At 43.1% G+C, this 20,715-nt stretch carries 22 protein-coding genes; 10 read left to right on the top strand and 12 right to left on the bottom strand.

All coding sequences use genetic code 11. The features are described from left to right. Nucleotides 1-20: 20 nt before the first annotated feature. Nucleotides 21-878, bottom strand: coding sequence for a hypothetical protein (locus CLV31_RS10970; protein ID WP_181452613.1), 858 nt, complete (start codon nucleotides 876-878; stop codon nucleotides 21-23). Nucleotides 879-1,077: 199 nt separating this feature from the next. Between CLV31_RS10970 and CLV31_RS10965 the strand changes: the two genes are divergently transcribed. Beyond that, nucleotides 1,078-2,808 carry a phospho-sugar mutase gene (locus CLV31_RS10965; protein ID WP_111392937.1) on the top strand — a complete coding sequence of 577 codons (1,731 nt, stop codon included), beginning with the start codon at nucleotides 1,078-1,080 and terminating at the stop codon, nucleotides 2,806-2,808. A gap of 216 nt (nucleotides 2,809-3,024) precedes the next feature. Here CLV31_RS10965 and CLV31_RS10960 read toward each other — a convergent pair whose 3' ends face one another. Next, nucleotides 3,025-3,969 carry a succinylglutamate desuccinylase/aspartoacylase family protein gene (locus tag CLV31_RS10960; RefSeq protein WP_111392936.1) on the bottom strand — a complete coding sequence of 315 codons (945 nt, stop codon included), beginning with the start codon at nucleotides 3,967-3,969 and terminating at the stop codon, nucleotides 3,025-3,027. Between the two features lie 78 nt (nucleotides 3,970-4,047). On the opposite strand from CLV31_RS10960, the gene murB reads away from it, so the two are divergent. After that, on the top strand, nucleotides 4,048-5,061 hold the full coding sequence (gene murB / locus CLV31_RS10955) for a UDP-N-acetylmuramate dehydrogenase (RefSeq protein WP_111392935.1): 1,014 nt from the start codon (nucleotides 4,048-4,050) through the stop codon (nucleotides 5,059-5,061). On the opposite strand, the gene CLV31_RS10950 is transcribed toward murB, so the two are convergent. Next, nucleotides 5,058-5,540, bottom strand: a complete 483-nt coding sequence (locus CLV31_RS10950) for a deoxycytidylate deaminase (RefSeq protein ID WP_111392934.1) — start codon at nucleotides 5,538-5,540, stop codon at nucleotides 5,058-5,060. The two genes, murB and CLV31_RS10950, sit on opposite strands and share 4 nt — an antisense overlap. A 133-nt stretch (nucleotides 5,541-5,673) precedes the next feature. Here CLV31_RS10950 and CLV31_RS10945 point away from each other — a divergent pair, with 133 nt between their 5' ends. The 6 genes from CLV31_RS10945 to CLV31_RS10920 all read left to right on the top strand — a co-directional run bounded on the left by CLV31_RS10945 (nucleotide 5,674) and on the right by CLV31_RS10920 (nucleotide 8,573). Beyond that, nucleotides 5,674-6,249, top strand: coding sequence for a DUF4136 domain-containing protein (locus CLV31_RS10945; protein WP_111393084.1), 576 nt, complete (start codon nucleotides 5,674-5,676; stop codon nucleotides 6,247-6,249). 5 nt (nucleotides 6,250-6,254) lie between these two features. Further along, nucleotides 6,255-6,581, top strand: coding sequence for a DUF962 domain-containing protein (locus CLV31_RS10940; RefSeq protein ID WP_111393083.1), 327 nt, complete (start codon nucleotides 6,255-6,257; stop codon nucleotides 6,579-6,581). Between the two features lie 100 nt (nucleotides 6,582-6,681). After that, nucleotides 6,682-7,038 (top strand): response regulator, encoded by a 357-nt coding sequence (locus CLV31_RS10935; RefSeq protein WP_111392933.1) that lies wholly within the window; start codon nucleotides 6,682-6,684, stop codon nucleotides 7,036-7,038. A gap of 72 nt (nucleotides 7,039-7,110) precedes the next feature. Then, nucleotides 7,111-7,596 (top strand): hypothetical protein, encoded by a 486-nt coding sequence (locus CLV31_RS10930; protein ID WP_111392932.1) that lies wholly within the window; start codon nucleotides 7,111-7,113, stop codon nucleotides 7,594-7,596. 57 nt (nucleotides 7,597-7,653) lie between these two features. Further along, nucleotides 7,654-7,842 carry a hypothetical protein gene (locus tag CLV31_RS21825; RefSeq protein ID WP_181452612.1) on the top strand — a complete coding sequence of 63 codons (189 nt, stop codon included), beginning with the start codon at nucleotides 7,654-7,656 and terminating at the stop codon, nucleotides 7,840-7,842. A 293-nt stretch (nucleotides 7,843-8,135) separates the two neighbouring features. Next, nucleotides 8,136-8,573 (top strand): DUF6526 family protein, encoded by a 438-nt coding sequence (locus tag CLV31_RS10920; RefSeq protein ID WP_111392931.1) that lies wholly within the window; start codon nucleotides 8,136-8,138, stop codon nucleotides 8,571-8,573. Here CLV31_RS10920 and CLV31_RS10915 read toward each other — a convergent pair whose 3' ends face one another. The 3 genes from CLV31_RS10915 to CLV31_RS10905 form a co-directional block, all read right to left on the bottom strand. Continuing rightward, on the bottom strand, nucleotides 8,574-9,686 hold the full coding sequence (locus tag CLV31_RS10915) for a glycerate kinase family protein (RefSeq protein ID WP_245943380.1): 1,113 nt from the start codon (nucleotides 9,684-9,686) through the stop codon (nucleotides 8,574-8,576). Nucleotides 9,687-9,767: 81 nt separating this feature from the next. After that, nucleotides 9,768-11,123, bottom strand: a complete 1,356-nt coding sequence (locus CLV31_RS10910) for an alanine/glycine:cation symporter family protein (RefSeq protein ID WP_111392929.1) — start codon at nucleotides 11,121-11,123, stop codon at nucleotides 9,768-9,770. Between the two features lie 163 nt (nucleotides 11,124-11,286). Then, a complete protein-coding gene (locus tag CLV31_RS10905; RefSeq protein WP_245943379.1) occupies nucleotides 11,287-12,879 on the bottom strand; it encodes a beta-N-acetylhexosaminidase in 1,593 nt (530 codons plus the stop codon). Nucleotides 12,880-13,184: 305 nt separating this feature from the next. On the opposite strand from CLV31_RS10905, the gene CLV31_RS10900 reads away from it, so the two are divergent. Then, nucleotides 13,185-14,645 carry a Gfo/Idh/MocA family protein gene (locus CLV31_RS10900; protein WP_111392928.1) on the top strand — a complete coding sequence of 487 codons (1,461 nt, stop codon included), beginning with the start codon at nucleotides 13,185-13,187 and terminating at the stop codon, nucleotides 14,643-14,645. A 61-nt stretch (nucleotides 14,646-14,706) separates the two neighbouring features. Here CLV31_RS10900 and CLV31_RS10895 read toward each other — a convergent pair whose 3' ends face one another. The 5 genes from CLV31_RS10895 to CLV31_RS10870 all read right to left on the bottom strand — a co-directional run bounded on the left by CLV31_RS10895 (nucleotide 14,707) and on the right by CLV31_RS10870 (nucleotide 19,731). After that, complete coding sequence (locus CLV31_RS10895; protein ID WP_181452611.1) at nucleotides 14,707-16,293, bottom strand: OmpA family protein; 1,587 nt, start codon at nucleotides 16,291-16,293, stop codon at nucleotides 14,707-14,709. Between the two features lie 26 nt (nucleotides 16,294-16,319). Next, entirely contained in the window at nucleotides 16,320-17,291 is a 972-nt protein-coding gene (locus CLV31_RS10890; RefSeq protein ID WP_111392926.1) for a deoxyhypusine synthase family protein, read from the bottom strand. Nucleotides 17,292-17,483: 192 nt separating this feature from the next. Next, nucleotides 17,484-18,116, bottom strand: coding sequence for an OmpH family outer membrane protein (locus CLV31_RS10880; protein WP_111392924.1), 633 nt, complete (start codon nucleotides 18,114-18,116; stop codon nucleotides 17,484-17,486). Nucleotides 18,117-18,212: 96 nt separating this feature from the next. Beyond that, on the bottom strand, nucleotides 18,213-19,115 hold the full coding sequence (locus CLV31_RS10875) for a histone deacetylase family protein (protein ID WP_111392923.1): 903 nt from the start codon (nucleotides 19,113-19,115) through the stop codon (nucleotides 18,213-18,215). A 58-nt stretch (nucleotides 19,116-19,173) separates the two neighbouring features. Continuing rightward, complete coding sequence (locus CLV31_RS10870) at nucleotides 19,174-19,731, bottom strand: hypothetical protein (protein WP_111392922.1); 558 nt, start codon at nucleotides 19,729-19,731, stop codon at nucleotides 19,174-19,176. A gap of 95 nt (nucleotides 19,732-19,826) precedes the next feature. Between CLV31_RS10870 and CLV31_RS10865 the strand changes: the two genes are divergently transcribed. After that, nucleotides 19,827-20,249, top strand: coding sequence for an AlbA family DNA-binding domain-containing protein (locus tag CLV31_RS10865; RefSeq protein ID WP_111392921.1), 423 nt, complete (start codon nucleotides 19,827-19,829; stop codon nucleotides 20,247-20,249). Here the strand turns inward: CLV31_RS10865 and CLV31_RS10860 are convergent. Beyond that, nucleotides 20,238-20,603, bottom strand: coding sequence for a phage holin family protein (locus CLV31_RS10860; protein WP_111392920.1), 366 nt, complete (start codon nucleotides 20,601-20,603; stop codon nucleotides 20,238-20,240). The two genes, CLV31_RS10865 and CLV31_RS10860, sit on opposite strands and share 12 nt — an antisense overlap. Nucleotides 20,604-20,715: the final 112 nt, after the last annotated feature.

Genomic DNA, 20,715 nt, shown 5'->3' with positions numbered 1-20,715 from the left:
GTTTTTGGGTTTTTTCAAGTTTAGTGGAAATCAAACCAAAGGATCATGGCTCTGGCAGAAAGTGCTCGTCCTTGGGCTTGTGGAATTAAATCCGAAGGTGATTCGGGTAAAGCGGTATCGGGAATGGCATGCTCCAGACCGGCAAAAAGGAAGCTTAAGTCGGATAGATTGGTCGTAGATCCCGGTGATAAGGGTAAAGGGAATTTGAGCACCAGATCCGGAGTATCAGATTTTATCGCCAATGAAACTGACTCAAAATTTAGATTAACCTCTTCAATTCCGTGAAAGTAAATGGGATCAGAATTTCCGCTTTGCTGAAGATTTCCCGGTTGCCACATTCCTGCTGTTTGACCTTTGACACGCCATTGAAGTTTGGTAAGTTCATTTTGTGGAAGATCAAAACCCAAACCTATGGAATTGGCCGATGGGAAGTCCAAGTTGCCATGAGCCTCCATTTTAAGCTGTCCTGAAGCCAAGACTGTCCAGGTCAAGACCGTAGGCCAAGGAGAATAGGAAGACTGAATCTGGATGGAACCATCCCTGAGCTTTTTCCATGAAACTGCCTTGAAACCACTTTCCAATCCCTCTGTACCTGCCAACTGGGCAAAGGTCAAGACATGCATTCCGATCTTTACTTTATCGAGTGTTCCCCTTGATTTCCCAAAGACAAAAAGTTTCTCGCCTACCTGGACGTGGAGCTCTGTGGTAGATTCTCGCACCTTGATTGGGTCCGCTAAAAATTCACCCCCACTTTCCCAAAGGTGAATATGGGCAGCAAAATCATTCGCATGTAAAGGCGGTAGCCCCATTTTGCCGGGGATGGCATTAACGGGAGAAAAACAGGCCAGTATGAAGGCTGTTAAAAAGGTTAAGCTCACAGAGGAGAAGAATTTCATGGATGAATGATCGGGCATTGATGATTCTAAAAATACTTTTTATCCCAACCAATCAAAATCAAATTGCTTTTTTATCATTTAAAATAAGCCAAATCGATAGGTTTTGTGATCATTTTTCAGGGAAGAATGGCATATTTTGACAATTTCTATAACTTAGACCACACAGAAATTTTTAACCAAAATGAGTTTAATCGACCCTGCAATCTTAAGCAAAGCCCAAAGTTGGCTAGATGGAAATGTGGATGCTGAAACCAAAGCCTCCATCCAAAAATTAATCGCGGAAAATCCCACTGAATTGGTTGATTCCTTTTATCAGGATTTAGAATTCGGTACCGGAGGCCTTCGTGGATTGATGGGCGTAGGTACCAACCGAATGAATGTATACACGGTAGGAATGGCCACCCAAGGGTTGGCCAATTACCTATTACAATGCTTTCCCGGTGAAAAAATCAAGGTAGCCATCACCCATGACAGTAGAATCAACAATACCCTTTTTGCAAAAACCACGGCAGATGTCCTTACGGCCAATGGCATCACGGTGATGTATTTCAGGGAGATGAGACCTACCCCCATGCTTTCTTTTGCGGTCCGACACTATGGATGCAAATCTGGCGTGATGATCACCGCTTCCCACAATCCCAAGGAATACAACGGATACAAGGCCTATTGGGAAGATGGTGCGCAGGTTGTGTCTCCCCATGACAACAACATCATCAAGGAGGTTCAAAAAATAACCTCTTTTGACCAGGTCAATTGGAACAAAAACGATGAGTTGATTCACTACATTGAAGAAGACTTTGACGCGATTTATCTGGAAAAAGTGAAGGGACTCAGCCTCGCCAAAGCAGAGATCCAAGCGCAAAAGTCCATTCCGATCGTCTTTTCCCCGATTCATGGTGCCTCTGGAAAAATGGTTCCTGCAGCTCTGAAGGCATTTGGATTCGACAATATTCATGTCGTCAAAGAGCAAATCGAGCCGGATGGCACCTTTCCAACGGTCATTTATCCCAATCCTGAAGAAGCGGAGGCATTGACACTTTCCATCGAATTAGGGAAAAAGGTAGGAGCCGAATTGGTCCTAGCCTGTGACCCAGACGGGGACCGTTATGCAGCTGTGGTACCAAACGAAAAAGGTGAATTTGAATTACTAAACGGAAATCAGACAGGTACCCTTCTCTCCTACTATTTGCTTTCCCGTTGGAAAGAATCCGGAAAACTGGATGGCAAACAATTCATGGTCAATACCATCGTGACCACCGAACTGATCAATGAAATTGCCGGCGGATTTGGAGTGAAATGCTTCAATGTCCTGACGGGCTTCAAGAATATAGCTGCTATCATCCGAGACTTGGAAGGAAAAGAAACCTACATCGGAGGCGGAGAAGAGTCGTATGGATACTTGGTAGGCGATTTTGTGAGAGATAAGGACGGCGTGAGTGCCTGCGCGATGGTAGCCGAAGTTATTGCCTACTACAAAAGCCAAGGGAAAAATGTCTTCCAGGTCTTGGCGGAGATTTACAACCAGTTCGAATTTTACAAAGAATCACTCATCTCGGTGACCAAAAAAGGAAAAGACGGTGCCGAACAGATTCAAAAACTGATGGCAGATTTCCGAACAAATCCTCCCAAGGAAATGAACGGGTCTGAAGTAGTGAAAATCGTGGATGTTAAAAACTCCACAATAACCCATGTTCAGTCCGGAAAGGTAGAAAATCTGGACATGGATAAGTCCAACGTAATGCAATTCTATCTGGAAGACGGAAGCAAAATCTCCGCAAGACCTTCAGGTACCGAACCTAAGATCAAATATTACTTTTCAGTACATGCGCCTCTTGCTGATCCAATGGATTACCGAAAAGTGGAGGCCCAACTCGTGGACAAACTCGAAGGTCTGAGGGCCTACTTCAGTTAAGTTGAACAAGAGTCAGTATTTAAAAAGCACCGAAATGAAGCGGTGCTTTTTTTGTATTGAGTTCCTCTGTTTATAATTTGATTTTAATTTGCCACATAGCCTGTCCCGATCTATCATCGGGAGAATGCCTTGGATAATCATTTCCCTCCCGATCTGCCGCGGCGAATCGGGACAAGTTGTGTGAGAAGCCATTCTCATGGGCATTTCATCAGGCCTCTACTCCATGCCCAAATGTATCACGGCATCTCCTACGTTGATCACTGGATTATTATTTAAACCGATGACATGCCCGTTGGTACCGGCTTTTACAGGAACGATCACCTGACCATAGGGATCGGAAATATGGGCCAGCACTTCCCCTTTTCTTACAAAATCTCCTAATCTCACCGAACTGTAAAAAATGCCTGAGGCTTTGGCCCGGATCCATTCGCTGTCTTTCAATACAATTGTATTTTGAGGCAATTGAGGAGCATTGATCATTTCAAGGTGATGAAGGAGGCGTTTGGTGCCGACAATACCCTCCTCAATGGCGTAAGGATCGAGGCGCATGGATTCACCACCTTCGTACACTAAGAGGTGCTTTCTGCTTTTGTAGGCAGTCTTTCGGAATGATTTTTCAATGTGCTTAGAATGAACGACATAGTGAGTTCCAAAAGCCTTGGCCAATTCCAACCCCACTTTGTCTTTGTAATCGACCCGGATTTGGGGATGGTTGGAAAGCATACGGCCACCGGTATGAAAGTCTATTCCGAAATCAATCAAGGGAATGATTTCCTCACTGAGGATAAATGCTATCCGGGAGGCTAAAGAACCTTTTTTACTGCCAGGAAAACTCCGGTTTAGATCCCTTCCATCTGGAAATGTCCTGCTGTTGGAAAGAAATCCATAAATATTCACCAAGGGCACGATGATAAGCGTTCCCCGCTCCAAGGTCAAATTATTATCTACCTCTTCGAGAATTTTTTTGGCTGTCACTACCCCGTTGATTTCGTCCCCATGGACTCCCCCACTGATCAGAACCACTGGGCCTTCCTGCTTGGATGATCGGATAAAAATGGGAAGATCAATCACCGTATGGGTTGGAAGTTTTGCGATCGGTAATTCAATATTGACTGACTGTCCGGGTCGAACCCGGGTTCCGTTGATTTGGATTTCTTTCATGGACAGAGTTAATAGATCGGTTTTTCCATTTCGGAATGGCGCAAAATCTTGCTTATTTCGCAGGACAAGCCTTGGCCCATGAAGATACAAGAAAACCTTTCGTTGAAACCTTACAACACTTTTGGAATTGATAAAAAAGCCGAATTCTTTACCATCGCCAAGTCTGTAGGAGACCTCGAAAAGGCACTAATTTGGGCAAAACATAAAAAATTGCCGGTTTTGATCTTGGGTGGTGGAAGCAATGTACTTCTGACGCAAGATGTGCAGGGATTAGTGATTAAGGTGGAAATCAAAGGAATCCACTTGCTTTCCGAAGATGACAATTCGGTCTGGATTGAGGTGGGTTCGGGAGAAGTTTGGCATGATTGGGTGAGATATTGCATAGAAAAAGACTGGGCAGGAATTGAAAATTTATCCCTCATTCCGGGAACGGTCGGAGCCTCTCCTATGCAAAATATCGGAGCCTATGGAGTAGAAATCAAGGAGGTTTTTCATAGTCTGAAGGCATTAAACAGGAGCACGATGGAATTAAGTGCTTTTGATGCAGAGGCCTGCAGGTTCGGCTATCGAGAAAGTGTCTTTAAGCATGAATTAAAAGATCAGTATGTCATCACTTCGGTCACTTTCAGATTGTCCAAAAAACCTCAGTTCAAAGTTGACTATGGGGCAATCCAAGATGTCCTTCGTGAAAGAGGAATTGAAAAATTGAGCATCCAAGCAGTGAGTGAGGCAGTCATTGAGATCCGTCAATCCAAGTTGCCTGACCCAAAAGAAATCGGGAATGCAGGTTCATTTTTTAAAAATCCAACCATTGAGAAGGTCCAATATGAGACGCTACAAGGTGAATATCCGACTATTCCCGGATATCCTACCCCAGAGGGCATCAAAGTACCGGCAGGCTGGCTAATCGAACAGGCAGGCTGGAAAGGCAAGCGTATTGGCAATGTGGGGGTTCATGCAAGACAAGCCTTGGTCTTGGTCAATTATGGAGGGGGAACCGGAGAGGAGATTCAAGACCTTTCCCGACAAATTCAGGATTCGGTCCACAAGAAATTTGGGATCGTTTTGACCCCTGAAGTAAATTTTATCTAAATCAAAGGATCATGTACTTCCAATTCTTTGGCATAGCGGTCCACGGTTACCCCGAATTTTTTCAAAAAATCCACCCCTTCGTCTGATCCTATTCCTTTGTATTCGGCATAGGAGAAAAGGTAAACCACCTTTGATATTCCCATAGAGAAAATTATCCTTGCGCAGGCCAGACAGGGGGCCAAAGTGACATAAAGAGTAGAACCCTCAACAGAAGTATTGTTTTTGACGGCATACAGAATGGCATTTTGCTCTGCGTGTAATGCCAACGAACAACTCCCCTTGGAGTCTCTGGCACATCCATGTTCCGGAAATTCCACATCACAGTTGTGAGTGCCGGCTGGAGGACCATTGTATCCGATGGAGATTATTCGTGTGTCTTTGGTCAGTACTGCCCCGACGTGCTTTTTGATGCAATGTGATCTTTTGGCCAAATTGACGGCCAACTCCATAAAAATATCGTCAAAATCAGGTCTACTCATGATGTTCTTTTGCCAAAAGTAGCAATACAATGCCTAGCCAAAAAATGATAATGACTATCGATGGCAGTTTTTTCGTTAAGAAAGAAAAATTAACTTTCCCTAGTTACCAACAATTATGCTGAGAAATCACCCCATGAATCTGAACAGTCGCCTGTTTCTAATTTTGACCTTGGCCTTCCTTGCGGTTTCATGCAGTTCTGTAGAGGTCTTTAAGGAAAACACTGAAATACCAATAAGAAAGCCTTATCGAAGTTTTGTCATTGTCAACAAAGAATTGGAAATGCAGAGTTTTTCGGATCAGCTGATCGATGAGATGGTCAAATACGAACTGCAAAAGCAGCTGGAAGCCGCAGGAATGGTCTATGACGCCAAGCAACCCGACTTAGTCATTCGCTACCATTCCAATGAAGATCTCAGGCAGCGAGAAATCGTGAACCAAATGAATCCTTATCCTTTTTGGGGTTACCGGATTTATGATCCTTGGTTTTTCAATCCGTATAGCATGAATAACCGACCCAGAGTAAGCACATCCAATTATGAATTGCTTCAGGTCATTCTAGATTTCATAGATCCGGTTCAGGACAAGTTTCTGATGACCTTGACTGCGGTGACAGAAGTGACCAATCCCAAGAACAAACCTAAAAGGACTTTAAAGTCTTTAAAAAGTGCCACCGATACCTTCATCCAACAGAACCAAATGACCCAATAATGACCATGGAAGAAAAATTCACCTCGATCAAGGAGTTTTATCCTTATTACCTCTCGGAGCATCAACACCCCATTTCAAGAGTCCTTCACTTTGTCGGCACCGGTCTGGTCCTACTGATTTTGGTGGTTTGCCTTTATCTCCAAAGCTATTTTTGGTTGATTATTATTCCCATTGTAGGCTATGGTTTTGCATGGGTAGGCCATTTCTTTTTTGAGAAAAATAAGCCTGCAACCTTCAAATACCCACTTTATAGTTTAGGTTCTGACTTTTTGCTTTTTTTCGATCTGCTCAGAGGCAAGGAAAAATTCTCGCCTTCGTCCAAATCATCTTGAAAAATTACAACCTTTTCTGGCAAAGTATTTGCGTTTGTAAAAATAGCATGTACTTTTGTATAAGTAATTATGCATTTCAGGCGCATATAATTGCATTTCGATGTTAACAATAGTTCTCATAGACGACGATCCCATCAGCACATTTGTGACTGAAAAACTGATATCCAAAAATGTCAAGGAGCCATGTCAGTTTTACAAGTACCAGAGTGCAAAAAGGGCATTGGAGGAAATCACAGATCTAAAGCCCAACTATCTCTTTTTGGATTTGAACATGCCTGAAATGAATGGATGGGACTTTCTGGACAAATTTCAACCTCAGGATGAAGATGCTCAGATTTACATTTTGAGTAGTTCGGTAGATGAGCGGGATATTTCAAAAGCAAGCCAGTACCGAATCGTAAAGGACTATCTTTCTAAGCCGCTGATAAAAAAATACATCAAGCATATCTTTAACTGATCCAAAAGATCAGTTTTTTTTTTTTTAAACCTGAAGTTCTGGTTTATAGTTAACTCTGAAAAAAGTAAGGCTATGGCAAAAGCAAATCCAGAATTAATTGCTGCTATTGAACGGACAATTGCTAAACTTCAACATGGGGCAGCGTATCAGTGGGGGCATATGGGCGCATGTAATTGTGGAAACCTTGCCCAGGAATTAACCAAATTGTCCAAAGATGACATACATCGATTTGCGATGCAGCGGCATGGAGATTGGAATGAGCAATTAATTGATTACTGTCCTAGCAGTGGCTATCCGATGGACCTGATGGTCTCCAAAATGTTGGATTTTGGATTGAGTATTGAAGATTTGGGACATTTGGAAAGGCTCTCTGATCCTGAAATTCTGTCCCAAATGACCAAAGAAAAGCGCGATCAATTGAATAAAAATTGCCGGGAAGATGTGATTTTTTACATGCAGACTTGGGCTAAACAACTAAGGGAGAAGTGGATTTCAGAAAATTCAATTCCAACAAAAATTGAGCGTGAAAAAAAATTAAAGATTCCAGTATTGGTCTAATTGAATTTTTCTCTTATTTCGTGGTGTTCAATCATTAAAACCCCTTTAAACATAGCTATGGAGGATTTTGAAGAAGATTTCGAAGAAATTGATGACTTTGAAGAAGAGGATGAATTCGAAGACGATTTCGAGGACGAATATGATCTCGATGAAGAAAACGAATTTGTAGACGACAACATTGTCGATTTCGACGAGGAAGACGAAGACTTTGAAGACGACGAAGATTTCGAGGACGACTTGGATTAAACCCAAACCCGGGAGTTAGCACAGAGAATCTTGGTATTGTCAGTATCCGGATTTATCTTCGGGCTGTCAATCGTAATACAAAAACAACAACATGATACTACTTGATATTTTCAGTTCGCCACTCATGTCAGGAGCACAATTATTTCTTCTGATCGTGTGTATTCTTGTCGGTTTGGGTGCAGGTTTATCCGCAGTGGATGTACGCAGTACCTTATCCAAGAAAAAGAAAACTGAACATTAATCATCATACATTTCAATTAAGGAGGCTTAGCCTCCTTTTTTTTTGATTTCCTATGAAAACTCAACATTATAAAAACCACACCCGATATTATCCCTTCCACCATTTTGTCCTCACCCCCCTTACGCTTTTGTTTTTGGGTTGGACCGTATATCGCATGGATTTTAGCACGCCGGAATCTACTTCAGACAGCCTCTACGCACTCTTAGGTGCGGTCATTTTGGTTTTGTTACCTCTTTTGGCAAGAATCTATGCACTTAAGTTACAGAATCGACAAATCCTAAATGAAATGCGATGGAGGTATTTTCAGCTTTTGGGAAAGTCATTTGAAGAAAAGGAAAATCAATTGAAGTTGTCTCAAATAATTGCCCTGCGATTTGCAAGTGATCGGGAGCTCCCCGATTTGATTGAACTGTCTATTCAGAAAAAATTATCCCCTAAAGAAATCAAACTTCAAATCAAAGATTGGAAGGGGGATTACAGAAGAGTTTGATTAATCAAACCTTCCGGATCGTATCGTAGCACAAACAAGCTCATGGAGATTTTCATGAGCTTTTTCTTTCAAATTTGGGGCTGTAAAGTCTAATGAGGGAAGTTTCATAACCAAATCAAAATCAAATGCATTGGCCTCATCTCCCGAAGTAATGATTGCAATTTTCTTTCCTTTGGATCTGGTGAGTTGAAGTAATTCAAAACATGCCTTGCCTTGATTGCTTTGGGCGTCAAATCTCCCTTCTCCTGTGATGACCCAGTCCACTTTTTCGATCTGTGAAGCCATTTTTACCTGATCAAAAAAATAGTCCGCTCCAAATTTGATTTCTGTCTGAAAAAAAAGATCCAATCCCATTGCAATTCCCCCTGCAGCCCCAAATCCCGCTTGATCCCTCCAGCTTTTTTGTGATTTTTTTAGCATCAATTGGAAAATTGAATTCACTGCCAGTTCAAAATCAGGTTGATGGTTTTTCTCCAAACCTTTCTGAAGGCCATACACCCTAACTGCACCGGATTCTCCAAAAAATGGATTTCTTACATCACAGAGGCAGGTAAATTTCACTTTAGATCGTCCAATCGGCGCTTGGATGTGTTTGCAATCGTCCAGCAAGCCCGGGGAGAAAGCCGGAATTTCACGTCCGCTTTTATCCAGAAACCGGAAGCCAAATGACATCAATATCCCGGTAGCCAGGTCAATACTCGCACTTCCTCCCAATCCTAACACCAGCTCTTTAGCTCCGAGTTGGATGGCCTTTTGAATTAGAATTCCTGTTCCGAAACTCGAAGCCAGCCAGGGATTTTTTTGCTCATCTTTTAAGATTCCTAGGCCTGTACAGGTAGATACATCCAGAAAAGCTCTTTGGTGTACTTTATCCCAACCAAAAAAACCAAGAATCGGCTGCCCGATTGCATTGAGTGACCCACACCGGATTTTTTCCAGTCCAAGGGATTCAATCAACATCTCGCAAGTCCCATCTCCTCCGTCGGCAACAGGCTGCACAAATAGATCAGCAGTGGGCCTTTCCCTTTTCAAAGTAGCAGAAATCAGTTCGGCCGCTTCCTTGCCGGAAAGGGTTCCTTTAAAGGCGTTTGGTGCAACAAGAAATTTCATCATTCAAAACTTAATTCACATTCCTACTTTCAAAAGAATAGTGGGCAAGGAATGAATTACTTCTTATCCAAGTAACCAATTTCTTTACTTCGATTTGGCTCTCATTCTAGAGAAATAATCTTTGGATGCAGCCTTTACTTTTGGAGCCAGGTACAAAGCTGCAATCATATTGGGGAATGCCATCACGGCATACATCCCGTCCACCAAGCTTACCACCACCTCCAAAGATGCCACTGCTCCTACCACGATCGTGACCAAATAGAAGTAATTGTAATATTTAGCTTTGTCCGCTCCAAATAGATAGTTGGAGCATTTGTGGCCATAGTAGGAATAAGTAAACATGGTGGAAAGCGCAAAAACCAATACTGAGATCATCAGCAGATATTTTCCAATGACAGGGATTCCGATTTCAAAAGCCGCTAAAGTCAGCTTCACTCCGTCATTTTCGGTAGTCTCCCATACCCGGGTCAATAAAATGGCTAAGGCGGTCAAAGTACAGACGACAATCGTATCGATGAAAGGTCCCAACATCGCAATCAAGCCCTCCCGGATGGGTTCATTATTTTTGGACTGCCCGTGAACCATGGGAGCTGTTCCTATTCCTGCCTCATTTGAAAACGCCGCTCTTCTCGCTCCTACAATAATTACCGAACCCACTGCGCCTCCCATCACTGCCGTTCCGGTAAATGCATCCACAAAAATCAGCTGCAACATTTCAGGAATATCGCCGACATATTTGAAAACAATAATCAAGACGGTAAAGAAATAGATCCCTACCATGAACGGAACCATTTTGGAAGCTACCGAGGCGATTCGCTGAATTCCTCCCAAAATCACCGTTGCGGTCAAACTCATCATAATGATTCCGATAATCCAGCGATTTCTGACGGTTTCCTCCATGGAATCCGGTTCGATCAGCACTGCTTGAATGACAGCGGTCAATTGGTTGGCCTGAAAAATGGCCAGTAACCCAATCACTCCGGCTATGCAAAATATATAAGACAGAAATTTCCATTTCTTACCCATTCCATGGTCAATGACATACATCGGACCACCCTGTATTACCCCGGCTGAATCTTTCCCACGGTACATGATCGCTAAGCTACAAGTGTAAAACTTGGTCGCCATCCCCACAAAGGCTGCCACCCACATCCAAAAAATAGCTCCGGGTCCGCCCATATTCAGGGCAATAGCCACACCGGAAATATTGCCAAGGCCGACAGTAGACGCAATTGCAGCTGATAAAGCTTGTCGGGAGGAGATTTGGCCAGGGGCTAAATCGTCATCGTATTTACCTCGAAGAAGGCTGATCGCATGTCCCATTTTTCTAAACGGAATAAAACCCGAGTGAATAAAAAAGTAGGTCCCCCCTCCCAACAACAATACTAAAATAGGTGGGCCCCAAATCCAGTTACTAAATGAAATGATGATTTCTCCCATGAATGATAGAATAGACAGTGCTTTTAAATTGTAACTCGAGTATAGACTCATTTTGGTCAAAAACAAAAAATGACAGGAGGATAAGCTGATTTTATTCTCTTTGCCTGCTTTTTCAATTTTTATAAAAAAGCCCGGTGATGGAAATTTTCACCGGGCTAATTATTTACCAAGTCACTTTGGGAGACCTGTAGAATCCAACTCCCTGAACATCCCACCGCTTGCCTTGGGCAGGCAATCTTTTGGAAAACCCTTCCCAATTTCTTCTGTCTTTTGAAGTCCAAGCGATTTCTGCTGCCGCAGCCAGTCTTGGAAATGCCAGGTAATTGATATCCTCCCGATTGACAACAGTCTCTGTCCATAAGGGAGCCTCAATTCCCAGAATATGTTCTTTGGATATTCCCGGTGCATATTCAGTCGGTTCCCAAAGGTAAGCCGAATCCAATTCCACATAGGCAGCCCAATGAAGGCCTATTCGGGTGGTACTGTCATACTGCATATCCAGGTAGATCTTTTTAGCAGGAGACATCAGTACTTTATTTCCCTGATCTTTGGCCAACTTGGCATTTTCTTCTTTCGCCCAGAATTGTGCCACATTCCCGGGGAGCAATTTGGCGGTGGCTACTTCATCCCAACCGATGCTGGTCTTCCCGTATTTTGAAACTATATCCTGAACCCGCTCCACAAAGTAGATGTAATCTTCCTTCTCGGTAACATGTGATTCATCCCCGCCAATATGGAAATAAGGTCCGGGTGTAATTTCTGTGATTTCCCGAACCACACTATCCACAAAGGCATAGGTTAACTCCAATTTTGGAGCAAATGTGCTCCATCCCACTTCGATGCCTGTATACAGCTCGGAGGCCTGAGGATTTCGAGTGGGCATACTGTAATCAAGTGGTGCTTTGTTGACCGAGTCGAGCTTACCGTTGGGAAGATTCACGCCCGGATTCAATTCTGCATAGGAAGCTAATGCTGAATTGGTATGTCCCGGCATATCCACTTCGGGAACAATGGTGATGAATCTTTCGGCAGCATAAGCCACAATTTCCTTATAATCTTCCTGTGTGTAAAAACCTCCTTTACCCCCACCCACTTGAGTACTTCCACCGATTTCAGTCAATTTTGGCCAAGACTTGATTTCGATCCTCCAACCCTGATCATCGGTAAGGTGAAGGTGAAGGTAGTTGAGTTTCAATTGAGCCATTTGATCCAAATAAAATTTCACATCGGCAACCGAAATAAAATGCCGTGCTACATCCAGCATAGATCCACGGTACTCAAACTCAGGCGAATCCTTGATCATTCCTTGAGGAATCATCCAAGATTGGTTTTGCAGGTTAGCCTGATAAATTTCCGCAGGAAGGATCTGCAAAAGTGTTTGGACCCCATAGAATAAACCCGCTTCTCCAGTTGACGAGATCTTAACTCCATCAGCAGTCACAGTAAGTTCATATGACTCCGAATCGTCGTTTCCTGTAAGCTCAAGTTCGATATCCCCGGCATCAAATGATACAGGAAAATCAAACCCTGTAGCGGGACGCAGTTTCTCCGCTAAAAACTCGCCGATTCCAGTCAGTCTCTCACTACTCCCAGTTAATTTGATACCCGAGGATGCACCTAATTCATAAGTGCCCGAACCATCAGATATCTCCTGAGGCAATGGAAGCAAGCCGGACTGGGACAATTTTGGTGATTCTTTACAGGAGGCCATGGCCAAAAGGCTTCCCAATGCAAGGCTCCAGAGTACTTTTTTCATATTAGTTAGTTGTTGATTAGAAAAGGTCCAATAATCCGTAAAGGATGAAATTCAAGGTGAATGCAGGTTGCCAATTTGCGATAACCTGATTTTGTCGAAACTTAGTTTAAAAAATTATAAATCCTTTTTTTGTAGGTGAAAATTATAGAAAAAGGCTTTTCGGCTTCCTGTTTTAATTGTTACAATTAGTTATCCCGATTTTTAAAGACCCGGATTTACAATTCGTCTATTTTCCATTCCTTTTTTGAAAAAATAGACATTAATTACTTCTCGAAACTGTCTAACATTCTTTATTAACCTTTACTATGGATCAGAACAAAACAGCAGAGGATAAAAACTCAAGGAGAAGTTTTTTGAAAGGATCTGCCTTGGCATTGGCCGGATTTTACATTGTACCCAGACATGTCTTGGGAGGGCAGGGATATATTGCACCAAGTGATCGACTACGGGTAGCTTGCATTGGTGTGGGTGGAATGGGCTACAGTGATGTAAGCGGTGTTTTTAGAAGTGGAAAAGCGGATATTGTTGCCCTATGTGATGTAGATGATACACGGGCTGCCCGCGCGAGACAAGATCATGGCAAAGCCTCCTACTATAAGGACTATCGAATCATGCTCGAAAAAGAAGAAAAAAATATCGATGCAGTGACGGTATCCACTCCAGACCATATGCATGCCGTTCAGGCGATGATGGCGATGAAAATGGGAAAACACGTCTATGTCCAAAAACCCATGTCGCACGATATCTATGAAGCCCGGGTTTTGACAGAAGCTGCAGAGAAATATAAAGTAGTCACCCAAATGGGAAATCAAGGCTCGTCCGGTGATGGGGTCCGACAGATGGTGGAATGGTACAATGCAGGTTTGATCGGGGAAGCTACGCGAGTTTGGTCCTGGACCAACCGTCCGGTATGGCCTCAAGGCATTCAATGGCCCAGCACTCCTGTTACACCTCCATCTGACTTGGATTGGGACCTTTGGTTGGGTACGGCACCTTACAAGGACTATGTAGGTAATTTGGTGCCCTTCAACTGGAGAGGATGGTGGGATTATGGAACAGGTGCTCTTGGAGACATGGCCTGCCATATTATGGAGCCACCGTTTAGAGTTTTGGGACTCGGATATCCCAAATCTGCTGAATGCTCCGTAGGGTCAGTCTATGTGGGAGAATTTCAGCGAGGTTATTTTCCGGAAAGTTGCCCTCCCTCCTCTCATATCACCCTGCGATTTGACAGACCGGGAAAGGAAGATCTGGTTTTTCACTGGATGGATGGCGGAATTCAGCCCACAAGGCCCGAAGAGTTGGAACCCAATGAAATCATGGGTGACGGAGGAAACGGAGTGATTATCGAAGGCACCAAAGGAAAAATGATGTGTTCAACCTATGGCGCTAATCCTCAGCTATTGCCTACTTCCAGAACCAAGGAGGTTTCTGTTCCGAAGACAGAGTACCGAGTACCGGAAGGAGACCGAGGCCACTACAACAATTGGGTGGAAGCTTGCATCGGTGGATATGGATCAAAAGAATTCAATCAGTTGAGCTCTCCGTTTTCGGTGGCGGGACCATTGACTGAGTCTGTTTTGATGGGTAATCTTGCGATTCGAAGTTATGATTATCGAATACCAAGAGAAGGATCACAAAATCAATTTGATTATCCCGGAAGAGGCATCAAACTGGTTTGGGACGGACCAAATATGAAAATCACCAATTTTGAACCAGCCAATCAGTTTGTGAAAAGAGAGTACCGGCCAGGTTATATACTTTAAAAGCGAAACGGGCTTTTCTATACCAGAAAAGCCCGTTTCACCTTTAATCTTTATTTACCGGTTAATTTTCAACCGTTAATTCTACTCTTCTATTTTTTGCCCGGCCTGCTTCAGTGGAATTGGACGCGATGGGCTTAGTCCCTCCCCAACCTGATATCCTCAGTCTTTCAAAGCTCACCCCATTCGAAACTAAGTATTTTCTTACGGAGGCTGCTCTTTCCATAGACAGTTCCTTATTGAGATTAGGGTCTCCCGCATTGTCCGTATGCCCACTGATTCTCAAAATAATTGATGTATTTTCTAGCAAAAACTCAGATAACTCCCTGAGCGTGGTCAAGGTAATTTCCCCTTCCAATTCAGCTGTTCCCACCTTAAAGTTGACATCTCTAAGCAAGACCGAACTTCCGGTTTCTGCTTTGGTCATCAAGACCACCGTCTTGCCTTTTTTCATCAGCTCTCCCACCGAAAGAAAAGCGGGAAAATAGTTTTTTGAAGAAATTTTAACCGTCGTGACTTTGGCATTTTCAAGCGCGGAGATCAGGCTTTCGTTGGGAAAAATGACCGGCTGATTGCCTCTAAGCCAAGTGATGGAATAGGGAATTTCAATTTTCAACTTGGCATCCATCACTAACCAGGAAATTGGAATTTCCGGCATTGTAGGCTCCGCTTCGTTTTTGATGGGGACCGCTGCATCTGTGGCAGAAGACGTACTTGTGGAAGGGATACGATCGGATGAAACCGACCTGACAGGAGATGGCTCAGCAATAATACTTGAGGGTTGAAAATCTGATGGAATTTCCAGGGGAACCGGTTGAGTAAAGGTCATTAAATCTGCAAATCCATCATTATTTTGGGTAGAAGTCCAGACAACTTCCTCTTTAGAAATAAAGGTAATCGAAGACTCCGAACCTCTGGAACTGATCTGCTCCCATTTTTCGGGCCTACTCCATGATTGCCAGGAATCACCCAGTTTTTTCGCCACAAGGATATCTTTGCCTGTGGCTCCTGCATGCGAGCTGGAAGAATAAAAAAGCGTGTTTGACTCCGGATCAAAATGCGGGCCTACCTCCTGAGAAGTACCATTGATGGTTTTTCCCAAATTCAAAGGCTCGGTCCAGTCAATCACTCCTGTCTTCTCACTCACATAGATATCCTCATTGCCCACCCCGCCCGGTTTCTTACCGGAAAGGAAAATAAGCTTTCCTCCCTGTACTACCCGACCGGTCAATCCCAGTTCAAAACCCGAAAGTCCGGGGAAGTTTACCTTCCTCAAATAATTCCAATCCTGACCAAACTTGGAATACTGATGAATGGAAGAGGACCCATTTTCTGTTCTTAAAACCAACAAAGTCAAAACATCCTCAAGACCGAGCGGAACATCGTATCCAGTCGAACTCAAATCAGGCCGATGCATGGCTTCCCCCCATTCTCCGTTTTGGTTTTTCTGAGTCATCCAGATATCTCCGGGGTCAGATTTTCCGCCGAGGTTTAGAGGATGAAACGCTCTGGTGAATAGCAGCGTATTGTTTCCAATCCAGACCGGATTGGTATCATCATTTGGGCTATTGGCACCGGATAGGGATTTGAGCTGTTGAGTAAATCCGGTAGAAATACAAAAAGCAAGCAACATCGTGTTGCCTGCTTTCATAACTATTCGAAGTGATTTTTTCATTCTTATTGATCCAACACGATTGCGAACACCAGTGGTGCCACGATGGTCGCATCGGACTCGATGATATACTTAGGCGTCTCTTTTCCAAGTTTGCCCCAGGTGATTTTTTCATTGGGAACTGCTCCGGAATAAGAGCCATACGAAGTAGTCGAGTCTGAGATTTGGCAGAAATACCCCCAAAGAGGCACATTATTACGCTGCAAATCCTGGTGCAACATCGGAACCACACAGATTGGGAAATCTCCTGCAATTCCCCCGCCAATTTGAAAAAATCCTACTTTACTTTCCTCCGTTGCATTCACCGTATACCATTCTGCCAAAAACATCATGTATTCAATGCCACTTCGGACAGTATGTACATTCTTCACATCTCCTGAGATCACGTGACCTGCATACATGTTTCCAAGCGTAGAGTCTTCCCATCCCGGCACGATGATAGGAAGGTTCCTCTTCGCTGCTTCAAGCAGCCAACTGTTTTTTGGATCGATCTGAAAAGAAGCATCCAGCTTTCCTGAAAGTAGGATTTTGTAAAAAAATTCATGCGGGAAATAACTTTCACCTGCTTGATCGGCCTTCACCCATTCTTCCAGAATGACATTTTCAATTCGGCGCATGGCTTCCATTTCAGGAATACAAGTGTCAGTCACCCGGTTCATGTGTCGCTCAAGCAGCTCCTGCTCTTGGTCCGGTGTAAGCTCTCGGTAATTTGGCACTCGCTCATAATAGTCATGAGCCACAAGATTAAACACATCTTCTTCCAAGTTGGCACCGGTACAGGAAATAATCTGCACTTTATCCTGACGGATCATTTCAGCGAGGGAAATCCCCAATTCGGCGGTAGACATGGCTCCGGCAAGTGTCACCATCATTTTTCCGCCCTCATTGAGGTGAGTTTTATACCCTTCTGCTGCATCGATCAAAGCCGCTGCATTGAAATGTCTATAATTGTGTTTTAAAAATTCAGTGATTTTCATAAGTCATATTTGTTTTTAAAGTTCACAGAAAATCGAAAATGGGTACTCCTCTTCAATAGTTTTGAGACGGCCCATTTGCGCTATTTCATTTCGTTCGGATTTTCAAAGAGAGGGGCAAAATTACCCATTTTTTACCCACAAAAAAACCCAGATTCAATCTGGGTTTTGGTCAGTATACAGTTTGGTTACTGATTATTTCTTAGCGGTCGTATCAGCTGCTGCAGGTTGGGTAGTAGCACCAGCTGGATTTGCATTGTACTTTTTATTCAAACCATCGATGACGGATTGCGTCACATCGATTGCGTCTGTGGCATACCACATTGCACCGCCACGTGTGTGGCTAAGGATGATGTCAATCCCATTCTCCTTGGCATAATCTTTCATAAAGAGTTGCACTTGCTCATAGACATCATTCAAGAGCTTGGATTCATCCGTAGAAAGCTCCTGCATCAAATTGTTTCTGTAGCTGAGGAGATTCTGTTCTTTTTGCATCAACTCATCCTGCTTGGCACGAATTTGATTTTGGGTCATATTACCGCCGGTTTGCTGGAATAGCGCTACTTCCTGCTCAAAACCTCTTGCTCTAGACTGAAGGTCAGCATCGAATTTTTTGCCTTTTTCGGTAATTTCTTCTGATTTCTTTTTGAATAGATCGTATTTGTTGATCACTGAGTCAGTGTACACAAAAGCCACCTTCATATCTCCGGCAGCTACTCGTTCTTCGGAAGAGGATGCCGTGGAGCCTGATTCTGTTTTTTGACCGCAGGAATAGAAAAGTACTGTAGCCAAACCCAGTACACCGATAAATTTTAATCCTTTTTTCACTTTTAATTGATTATGGTTGACAGGTCGCAAATATAGATAAAGTATTGATTTTGCAAGAATCGCCTTTTTTTTCCTTGGTTAATTCAAGTTAAGGCCTTAAAAATAAAGATCTTGAGCCAATCGGTAAAGTTGGGCATGGCCATCAATAATATCTCTGAGGTGTTTCGAATATCCTCCTCCCATACAGCACATAATCGGTGATTTGATCTGTTTGGCGAAATTTAAGATCATCCTGTCTCTGGTCCTTACCCCTTCGATACTCATGCCAAGCCTGCCTAACTGGTCAGTGGCTAACACATCCACTCCACTCTGGTAAATCACAAAGTCGGGATAAAAACTGTCCAAGATCTTACTGAGTTCTTTTTCCAAAATCTGCAAATAACTGGGATCTGAAGTCCCGTCAGGAAGTCCAATATCCAAATGGGAGGTTTCTTTACGGTGTGGGTAATTTTTCTCGCCGTGCATGCTAAAGGTGAACACATCCTTCCTTCCCCGAAACAGTTCGGCTGTGCCATTGCCTTGATGAACATCGAGATCTACCACCAAAACACGCGTCGCAAGTTGGTTTTCGATCAGGAAATTGGCGGTAATCGCGATATCATTCAGCAAACAAAAACCTTCTCCACGATCGGAAAATGCATGGTGTGTACCTCCGGCGATATTCATACCTATGCCATATTCCAAAGCAAACAGGGCTGCCTGTACCGAGCCTCCCGCGATCAGAATCTCTCTTTCCACCAATTCTTTGCTAAGGGGAAAACCAGTAGCTCTAATCTCGGATTTTGACAACTCCAGATGCTGTAATTTATCAAAATATGATTCCGAATGGGTATTCAAAATCCACTTTGGGTCGATAGGTGAAGGCTCAAAAAAATTTTGAGGGCTTACCGTACCCTCATACAAAAGCTGCTCGGGTAGCAACGTGTATTTTTCCATGGGAAAGCGATGGCCTTCCGGCAAAGAATGAGCATACTTAGGAGACCAGGATATTTTAAGCATAAAAAAGCGCTAGTAAAACTAACGCTGCAAAGGTATGGTTTGAATTTTTTCCAAAAACTCAAATTTCATCTTCTTCAGTCTGAAATGAATACAAGGTATCGTCCAACACCAAGGTATCATCATTGAACTCCTGGATAAACTTAGCGACCACCTTTTCATTGATTTCTTCCACGTTGATGGCAGCATCCAGCCCGATGCCGTAATCATGATTGGTATCGATATCCACAAATTCTTGGACTTTGACGACCTCCTCTTCTTCCAAATCCATGATGATTTCGGTTATGAACCAGCCTATTTCCTCCTCTTCGCTGGAAAGTGGTTTCATATTGCCATTTTCATCTTCTTCGTAATTGATTCCTTTGAAATTGGGGAATTTTTTGGCAGCCTCATGCTCAGCCAATTCATAGACTTCGCTGGCATGGTGTAACCTGAGTGTATAAAGCGCCGCATCATAGATGACTTCGCGCCCTTCATGTTTTCCGATGAAATAGAAATTGACAAACTCATCGGAGTTTTCTTCGTCAGGAATCACTTTAAAGGTCTTTCCTGATTTAGCCAGTTCATCCTTGAGGTTGGCGATAGTTTGTGGATCAAATCCCGGATTGGTAAAAGCCATGTCTTAAAAATTTTTAATTCAACAAGAATTCTCTTAAGTAAATTGGATGGAGTACTAAGCAATATTAATATAGCTGGAGAAAGTAAAGTAATAAAATGTTTTCAAAAAAATTTGATCAAGATTTTGTTAACAAACTGCTCAAGCAGAAAGAAGGTAAGACCTTGGATTTCAAGCAAAAGATCACTTCAAAAGAAAAAATCGCTAAAACCATTTCCGGAATGGCAAATACGGATGGAGGGATAATTCTGATCGGGACTTCAGACAAGAAAGTAATCACCGGGATAGATCCTGAAGAGGAACGCTACATGATAGAATCTGCAAATGAAGAATTTTGCCTTCCGCGCGCGTCCCTGTCCATTCAAGAAGTGAAACTCAATGAAAACGATCTTTTGAAGGAGGAAAAATCAGTTCTAATCGTAGAGGTCAGACCCACTCTTGGACCATTAGTCTATGTGCAAGTCAAAAACGGTGAACCCAAAGCCTACCAACGAGTAGATGATCAGACCCTAGCGATCTGAATCTAGGCTGTTTCCAAAAATACCATTGATAATACTCAAGACTACAGCAAATCCCAAAGCCCACCAAAATCCATCCACTGCAAAACCGGGAATCAACTCAGCGGCCATCAAAATCACGAGGGCATTGATTACCAATAAAAACAGTCCGAGTGTCACAAGAGTAATAGGAAGAGTCAATAAGATCATCAGAGGCTTCAGGGTGAAATTGATCAAAATGATCACAGCCGCCAATAAAAATCCGGTAAGCCAGCTATCCAGAGAAACTCCCCTCAGCAGAAAATCCGCTATCAATACCGAGATCCCTCCTACTATTATTTTGACCAAAATCGCGCTTGCTTTGCTCTGACTGCTCATGATTGGAAATGGTTAAGGTTGGACATAAAATACAAAAACTGACTAAAATCATTCTCAATATTCAGGACTGTTGCAGGAAATTAGGGATTATTTCTCCATCAAAACTTATCTT

This window comes from Algoriphagus aquaeductus, assembly GCF_003253485.1.
Classification (GTDB): Bacteria; Bacteroidota; Bacteroidia; order Cytophagales; family Cyclobacteriaceae; genus Algoriphagus; species Algoriphagus aquaeductus.
This window is presented reverse-complemented; position numbering and strand designations above follow the sequence as displayed.